6 protein-coding genes and 3 pseudogenes are annotated in these 8,198 nt (G+C 64.0%); 6 read left to right on the plus strand and 3 right to left on the minus strand.

Annotation, left to right across the window (positions count from 1 at the left end; genetic code table 11):
• The first annotated feature begins 186 nt into the window (after nt 1-186).
• The 5 genes and pseudogenes from AC08OV_RS21340 to AC08OV_RS21360 form a co-directional block, all read left to right on the plus strand.
• Nucleotides 187-807 (plus strand): ImmA/IrrE family metallo-endopeptidase, encoded by a 621-nt coding sequence (locus AC08OV_RS21340; protein WP_476615012.1) that lies wholly within the window; start codon nt 187-189, stop codon nt 805-807.
• A gap of 34 nt (nt 808-841) precedes the next feature.
• Complete coding sequence (locus AC08OV_RS21345; RefSeq protein ID WP_476615011.1) at nt 842-1,969, plus strand: recombinase family protein; 1,128 nt, start codon at nt 842-844, stop codon at nt 1,967-1,969.
• A gap of 18 nt (nt 1,970-1,987) precedes the next feature.
• Nucleotides 1,988-2,752 carry a hypothetical protein gene (locus AC08OV_RS21350; RefSeq protein WP_476615010.1) on the plus strand — a complete coding sequence of 255 codons (765 nt, stop codon included), beginning with the start codon at nt 1,988-1,990 and terminating at the stop codon, nt 2,750-2,752.
• Nucleotides 2,749-3,537, plus strand: coding sequence for a hypothetical protein (locus tag AC08OV_RS21355; protein WP_476620186.1), 789 nt, complete (start codon nt 2,749-2,751; stop codon nt 3,535-3,537). The genes AC08OV_RS21350 and AC08OV_RS21355 overlap by 4 nt, the downstream gene beginning before the upstream one ends.
• Nucleotides 3,538-3,630: 93 nt before the next feature.
• Nucleotides 3,631-3,972 (plus strand): annotated as a pseudogene (locus tag AC08OV_RS21360) (ISAzo13-like element transposase-related protein); the annotation flags it as partial.
• Here the strand turns inward: AC08OV_RS21360 and gap are convergent.
• The gene (gene gap / locus AC08OV_RS21365; protein WP_476620187.1) at nt 3,957-4,967 is read right to left on the minus strand and encodes a type I glyceraldehyde-3-phosphate dehydrogenase; all 1,011 of its coding nucleotides are present in this window, start codon (nt 4,965-4,967) and stop codon (nt 3,957-3,959) included. The pseudogene AC08OV_RS21360 and the gene gap sit on opposite strands and share 16 nt — an antisense overlap.
• Nucleotides 4,968-6,188: 1,221 nt before the next feature.
• Here gap and AC08OV_RS21370 point away from each other — a divergent pair.
• A pseudogene (locus AC08OV_RS21370) lies at nt 6,189-6,338 on the plus strand (NF041680 family putative transposase); the annotation flags it as partial.
• Here AC08OV_RS21370 and AC08OV_RS21375 read toward each other — a convergent pair.
• A pseudogene (locus AC08OV_RS21375) lies at nt 6,332-7,333 on the minus strand (IS66 family transposase); the annotation flags it as partial. The pseudogenes AC08OV_RS21370 and AC08OV_RS21375 overlap by 7 nt on opposite strands.
• Before the next feature lie 362 nt (nt 7,334-7,695).
• The coding region (locus AC08OV_RS21380) for an ISAzo13 family transposase (RefSeq protein ID WP_476615007.1) at nt 7,696-8,198 on the minus strand (503 nt) is incomplete at its 5' end.

The raw sequence follows: 8,198 nt of genomic DNA on the forward strand, positions 1-8,198 counted from the left end.
CTCCCCGAAGACCTTCCGAGTCTCAATGTCATGCTGCGCGCCGAGTACGACCTGCCCGAAGCCGCAATCCGGGAGGCGGAAGCCAGCATCCAAGAAATCATCGCCAAGTACCGCGGCTCCGCCGACGGCGCGGACACACAGGAAACGCATAACAAGTAGGTGGGTACGGAAGGAGGGGAATCCCCGATGGATCAGACCGAGCAACCAATAATTCAGGAACTCCGACGCCTGGCGCCGAGCCGACCGCTCACTTTTGGCGAGGCGTACCAGATCGCCGAACTGCAAGCCACAACACTCCTGCACCTGCTGGACATCCGGCAGGCTCCAGCCGATGCCGGGCGGCTAACCGAGCTGCCGCGCATCGAAGTCCAGGTCGAGCCCCGCTGGCGCATGCCGACGCTCGCCGGCTTCTCCGAGTGGCGTGACGGCCGTTGGCTGATCGTGGTCAACCGCAACAGCAGCTCCGGCCGGCGCCGCTTCACCCTCGCCCACGAAATCAAGCATGTCATCGACCACACCGCGCGGGCCACACTCTACGCACGGCTCGGCACCCCCGACGAGAAACAGCGGGGTAAACAGATCGAACGTATTTGCGACCACTTCGCCGCCTGTTTCCTGATGCCCCGGCCGTGGGTGAAACGCGCGTGGGCGAGCGGCCTCCAGGACGTTGAAGCCTTGGCCGAGCTGTTCAAGGTATCCACCTCAGCCATGAAGGTACGCCTGGCCTACCTCGGTTTCCTCGACGACGAGAGCCGGCCAGTCGTGAGCTATTTCAGGGGTGAGACATCCAACCCCTGCCGCGCCTGACAACAAAAACCGTAACCAGGAGGAGCGCAACCAGATGACAAAGCAACATCGCTACTTCCGCACCGAAGCCCCAGCTCGGGGCGGGATCAAACGGGCGGTCGTCTACCTGCGGGTGTCCACCCCGGGGCAGGTCAAGACCGACTACGACCCCGAAGGGATCTCACTGCCCGCCCAGCGGCGGAAGTGTGCGGAGCAGGCCCGCGAGCTCGGCGTCGAGATCGTTGACGAATACCTGGGGCCGGGCCGGTCGGCGACCGCCATCCACAAGCGGCCCGAGTTCAAGAAGATGATGGCGCGCATCCGTGAACGCCACGATGTCGACTACGTGATCTTCTACTCACTGTCCCGCATGCACCGGAACTGGGCGGAAAACGGCATCACCCTCGCAATGCTGCGCGAACTCGACGTCACCATGCTCTCCGCGACCGAGAAGTTCGACGACACCCCGCTCGGCGAGGCCATGCACGGCTTCCTCGCCGTGTTCAACGGCTTCCAGTCGCGGGCCAACGGCGAGGACATCCGCTTCAAGATGGGCGAGAAGGCCCGCCGGGGAGGGACGCTCGGCCAGGCGCCCATCGGCTACCTCAACGTCCGCGAGCAGTTCGAGGGCCGCGAGATCCGCACCATCGCCTTCGACCGGGTGCGCGCGCCGCTCATCCGGCTGGCCTTCGAGATGTACGCCACGGGCAGATACAACTTCCACACGCTCCGCAAGGCCTTGACCGATGCCGGCCTGCGGACCCGCCCCACACCGAAGCGGCCTGAGCGGCCCATCTCGATCCACAAAATCGGCGATCTGCTACGGGACCGGTACTACCTCGGCTTTGTGACCTACGAGGGCGTCGAGTTCCAAGGGCGGCACGAAGCCATCGTCGACCAAGATCTGTTCGACCGCGTCCAGAAGGTTCTAATCGCAGACCGGGGCGCGGGCACCCGCCAGCGAACCTACAACCACTACCTCAAGGGCACCGTGTGGTGTGGCCGGTGCGAACGACGCCTGATCATCTCCGGCGCGAAGAACCGTCACGGTGTGCAGTACTTCTACTACATCTGCCGCGGACGGCAGGACGGCACCTGCGACCTGCCCTACTTCAAGGTCGAAGACGTCGAGGAGGCAACCCTGCAGCACTACTGCCACGTGCAGGTGCCGGACGACATGTAGCAGAGCCTCCGCATCACCATGAAGGATGCCGTCGCCAGCGGCGAAGAGAACGCCAAGGAGATCCAAGCTCAGCACACCAGACGGCTGCGGGAACTCGACCGGCAGGAAGATCGCTACCTCGACCTGGTGGACGATCCGGACTGGCCGAAAGAGAAGATCACCGAGCGGATGCGGGGCATCCGCGAGGAACGGGCCCGCCTCAAGCAGCATCTTGAGGACACCGAAGCCAAGCTGGAAGTCGGCTACCAGATTGTGACCGGCATCCTCGACCTGCTGACCGACCCACAGGAGCTGTACCGCAGATCGAAGAAGCCCACCCGGGCCGTACTCAACCGGGCGATCTTCACCAAGCTGTTCCTCGACGCCGACGCCAAGAGCCCGCACGTGGTGGCCGACGAGCTGACGGAAGCCTTCGAGACGATCGTGTACCTGCGACGCGACACGCCGCCCGAACTGGACGCGACGTTGACGGCGGACGGGGACAAACCAGCCACCGACGGCCGCGAGACCACGAACCGACTACGCCGACGCTTCGCCCTGTCACCGGCGCGCTATGAGCGCCGAAACGACAGTGGCGCCCTCCTTGCGGAGGACGCCACGATCTATGGGACTGTCACCGTTTCGGGCCTGCTCGACCACTCTGAGTATCGAGTGGGTTCGAGTAGAACCGAAATGGTGGACCTAACGCAACACAATAAGAACCGCCTGATCTTGGTTCAGGGCCCCGAGATCACCGTCCGACCGGTCTCCACAAGGCTCCTGACCAGGGGCGACGCCCCGTGAGCACCCAGCCGGCACCCTCGCCCGTCAAATCGAACACACGTTCCGTAGACCTGGTGGGTGCGAACGGCACCGCCCGCATGGTGACCGTGATCGTGGGCACCGTTGTCGGGCTCACCTTCCTCTTCGGGCTCGGCAACGTCGCCGCACTCGGCATCCGCCTCGGGGTCCCGACCTACGTCGCCATCCTCGTGGCGCCCGCAGTCGATCTTTCCGTCGTCGGGCTCCTCCTCGGCGCACGCCACCTCACCCTGCACGGCGGACCCACCGAAGTCATCCGCGCCGCACGACGCCTACTGATCTTCGCCAGCGCCGTCACGCTCGCCCTGAACATCACCGAACCCCTCATCACCGGCCACTACGGCAGAGCAGCCTTCGACGCTGTCGGGCCGCTTCTCCTTATCGGATGGGCGGAAGTCGGCCCCGGCCTCCTCCAAGCCATCCAGACCACCGCCCGGTTCCCGGGGCTTCGCCCAGAGAGCGGGGCAGAAGGGACCGATCAGACCCAGATGCCAGCGGCTCCAGACCGAACCGCCACCCAAGGTCGACGGAAAGCGACAGACGCCGCATCGCGTCAGACAGAACGGGGGGCACGCCAGCAGGACCTTCTCCACCGAGCCCGCGCCGAAGATGTCCTCCACTGGCAACACCACCAACGCCCCATCTCCGCAGAGACGCTACGCAAGCGACTTCGCATAGGTACGGAATCCGCCCGCGGCCTTGTCGCCGAGCTTCGCAGTAGCACCCGGGTCACACTCGACGGTCAGGGCGAGACCGCGCCCACGTAGATGCTCGCTGCGGCGGCAGTCCCGAAGAAGCCCCCGGCTCACGCCAGATAGGGCCTGACCGGAGGGGAGTATCTGATCAGACACTCCCCTCACACCGCTGGCTTGGAAATCACCGTGTGCCACTTCCCGCCGGGTACCTCGAAATGGAACAGCATCGAAAACTGGTTGTTCTCCCGGATCAGCATCAACTGGCGCGGACGCCCCCTGACCAGCCACGAGGTCGTGGTGGACATGATCGGGACGACCACCACCCGCACCGGGCTGACCGTGCACGCCAAGCTCGACCCCGGTACCCATCCCACCGGCGTCGTCGTGCCCGACGAGGTCATGCCGACGTTGCCGTTGACCGCGCATGGCTGGCACGGCGTTCCTCACCCGCCACGACGGCTAACTCACTGTGGCCCCCCTACCCAGTTCCGTCATACAGTCGCGCCGCCGACCAACTGGGTTGTGTCTATAAGGCGGTTGGAGAATCCCCACTCGTTGTCGTACCAGCCGAAGATGTGTACGTGGCGCCCCTCGATAACCTGCGTGAGCAGGGAGTCGAAGATGCATGACGCCGGATCCTTGACGATATCCGCGGAAACGACCGGGTCTGCAGTGTAGCGCAGGATTCGTGCAAGTTCACCGTCCGCCGCCTTGCGGAAAAGCGAGTTGACCTCCTCCACCGTCGTCTCACGGTCCACCCGGACGGTCAGGTCGGTCAGCGAGCCAACGGGAACAGGAACCCGCACCGAGTACCCGTCGAGCTTGCCCTTCAGGCTTGGGAGCACGAGGCCGATCGCACTGGCGGCATTGGTGGTGGTCGGGATGGTGCTTAGGTTGGCCGCACGGGCGCGCCGGGGGTCGGGGTGCGGGCCGTCCTGCAGGTTCTGATCCTGCGTGTAGGCGTGGATCGTGGTCATGGTGCCGCACTCGATGCCGAGCCCGTCATCGAGCACCCGGGCCATGGGAGCCAGGCAGTTCGTCGTGCACGAAGCGTTGGAGACGACCGTGTGCTTCTGGGGGTCGTACAGGTCATCATTGATACCGATGACGAGGGTGAGATCCGCGTTCTTTGCCGCAGCAGAGACGACAACCTTCGAGGCGCCGGCATCAATATGCGCCCGGGCCTTGGCTGCGTCGTTGAACACGCCCGTCGACTCGATGACAACGTCGACTCCGAGGCGGCGCCACGGCAGCTGTGCCGGGTCGCGTTCGCTGAGAACCTCGACCACGGTGTCCCCGACCCTGAGCGATGAGCCCTCCGCCGCGACCTGCTGCGGCAGCGGCCCGTACACGCTGTCGTACTTCAGCAGGTCCGCCAGACTCTGCGCGCTGGTCAGGTCGTTGACCGCAGCCACGCGGATGTCGGCACCGGAAGTGAGCAGCGCACGGAAGTAGCTACGGCCGATACGGCCGAAGCCATTGATTCCCACAGTGATTGTCATGATTCCCATTCCGATTACTAGGAGCCTCGCAGCATAGGTGTCATACTTTCGGTAAGTGTCGATATATCCCTCACATAAAAAGATCGAGGCGGTTAGACTCCTGCGAACTCGGCGAGCGAATCAAAGCCGGCCGCACACATGACTGCTTTTTCTGTTCAAAGCTCACAGCATCGGCGGATCATTCTGATCCCGTCGCCTGGCGAGCATCTCCGCCGTATCCTTACGGACGCATCCTAGAAATAGGGCATGACACTCCAATGGTTCGCTGCCAGTTTCCTCGATTGCAAGTCTGAAGAACTCACCCTGTCAGGCTTCCACAGCACTCCAATGCTTGGCTTGATAGAATACTTAGCTATGCCCATCCCCCGAGGGTTCACCTCTTCCCTATACAGCTATAACTGTTCCCGTAACTGTGCGCACCTCTCCAGGGCAACATGTCACCTGCACAAGTCCGCCGGCCGGTACTACACGCAATGCGCACACCGCCAGGCTCGCCGTCGACGCGGATGCTGCAGTTCGCCGAGATGAAGATCTGACCACAGGTCAGATCAAACAACTTCGAATCATGGCAGTCAAGTCGGCACGCAGCCTCAGCAGGCCAGCGCACCTGGTGTGAATCCAGTCACATGCAGGATTTGGTAACAGGGTTCCTCGATCCGAAGGATCGTTGCGTGGCGCAGCATTGACAGTGGGTGATCGCGGAGAGGTTGCCGGGGTTGCTGTTGCGATAGCCTCGGACTTTCGCCGGATTGATCTTCTGTTGGTGGAGATAAGCGGGAAAGTGCTTCTGAGCAGGGAGGATCGTGCTTGCTGAGGGCCCGATCGATCCCGTATCGAGGCTCGCCTTCGCGGCGGGCCAGGGCGAGTCCCAGGCATGGATGGTTTCTCTCGTCAGTCCAGGATCTAGAGATGTTCGCCAGTTCGCCGATGCAGACGTCGGTGTTGTACCAGGTCAGCAGCCTGTCGATCATCTCCTGGATAGGGGCTCGGTCTTCCCGGCGGTGTGGGCGACGACGAGGGTGTTGACCTCATGGAGCAGATCAATCAGCCGGCTCCCCCACTTCTGGGCGCCCGGCGTGAACTCGCCCTTTAACCTCCGACTGTCACGTTGCGTGATACCTACTGGTGTTGTGGGGTGGTTCGGCGTGTCCTCGTGACGTGGAGCGATCTTCGGAAGATCGTGCTCTCGCCAAAGAAGCCGTGATCGAACCGAAGGTCATGATGGGCAGTGTGCAGGACGAACCAGGACGCGTCGAGGCTCTGGGGAGGCTGTGTCGCTTCCGGCCGGAGTTCTACGACTGTCTGGTCCACCGCGCGGACGCGCTGTTCGAGGTGACGGACGCGGTGCTGTGCACCGACGGCCCGGTCCGGAAGCCAGACCAGCCGTCGAGGATCCCGGTGCCATGGATCGCCTCCGACGACCGAGAGCTGATCGCCGCGTACCAGACCAGCCCGGGCGACGGGGTGCGCACCACCAGCAGGTGCGGGGTCCCCGACAGGACCATGCCGGTGACCTCGTCAAGGTCCCTGCGCAGCACGTTGACCGGAGACTCGTCACCGCAGAGCACCGGCTCGGCGCGCAGCGCCGTCCTCATCGCCTCGTCGAACCCGGCCGCGTCCAAGTCCCGGGCGAGGCGAGCGTTCGCGCGGACAACGAACCCGGACGAGACCGGCACCCCGAGCAGCGCGTCGATCACCGTCGCGGCCCGTTCCACCGGGCATTGTTTGCCCTCGGAGGCGAGCAGCACCGTCGCCGCGTGCACCCTGGGCCCGTAGGACACCGCGCCCGCCGCGGCATCACCCACTCGACCTTCTTCAGCACCGGGTCGAGCAGGTCCCAGACCTGCGCCCACCCGTGGGCGAGCACCTCGGCACCCGCCAAGCCCTCGCCACACGACGAGCACTCGACCGGCGGGTCTGACGGTAACGACCGGTCCGGCTCCGACTCCCGCGACAGCCCCGACCCGGCATGCCCCGGCTGCCCGCCGGGCCTCTTATCCTTCGACCGGACCCGCTCCGAGGCCTCACGCCGCTCGGCACGCCGCTTCGCCCGCGCCGAGCGGCTCCTTCTACGGCGACACCGATGGTTCGTTGTCCATCCCGACCCGCCGCCGCAGGTCCGCGTTCTCCAACTCCAGCTCGGCGACCCGCGCCCGGTCGCGCTCCGAACACACCACGCCGAGCTCCACCTCATGCTCCTCGGCCACACCCTCAACGACCCGGCGCAGCCGCTCGTTGACCGACGCCAGACGCTCCTTCGCCGCCACCGCGGCGGCCTGCCCCGCCACGACCTCCTCGATCCACGCCTCGGCAGCCGCTATACGCGAATCCCACGACACCGACGGGTCAGCCACAACCTCGATCATCCATGCCCAACCACGCCGATCAAGCAACGATCCCGACGTGTCCCATCAACACAAACCCCAAGGTCAGCGACCCACGGCAGCCCACCCGTGAATGAACACGACAGCAGACAGACCGGCAGACAGCGGACCAGGTCACGGTGCAGTGATGTATGTCATATAGCACCGTCGAGCATGGCTGAATTTCTTGCTCGTGAGCAGTATTGCTCAACTTGATTTGGAGCAACCAGCAAGGCCGTTGGCGCAGGTAGGCGGGACTTTCTCAGCGCAAGGAAGGCCAAGATCAGGGTGCTGTCGCGAGTATCACGCCAGCACCGGTCCCAGCCTTAGGATTTGGAATCAAATAACTTCCACAAACAATGTGGTTAGGATGCCGGCCGCAACGTATAGTTCCATTCGCCGTGGAAATCGTGCCGAGTGATCGATAGCTCCCGCATGCGCTGGTCCGGTACCTTGATTCCCTTGGCGTAAGTCCCCTCGTCGAGCTCGGCCTGGATACGGAGGCCCGTGCTGGTCGTCGTAGAAGCGATGAGGTTCACCACCACCTCGTGGCTTTCCAGAGGGCGCCCCCGCCAGTTCATCGTTATATGGCTGAACATCCGGTGCTCTATCTTGTTCCACTTGGACGTACCCGGCGGAAAGTGACAAACGGTGATCTCCAAGCCGGTCTTCTCCGCGAACTCGGCGATCTTCGCCTTCCACAGGCGGCTCCGGTACCCGTTCGACCCACCGGCGTCCGCGGTAATCAACAACCGGCGGGCCTCCGGGTACGCTTTCGAACCCATCTTCTCCCACCACCGCTCGATCGAGGAAACCGCGAACTCGGCGGTGTCGGCGCTCGCTCCGACAGTCACCCATCCCTCGTTCT

Source organism: Frankia sp. CeTa3Moorea (genome assembly GCF_978021225.1).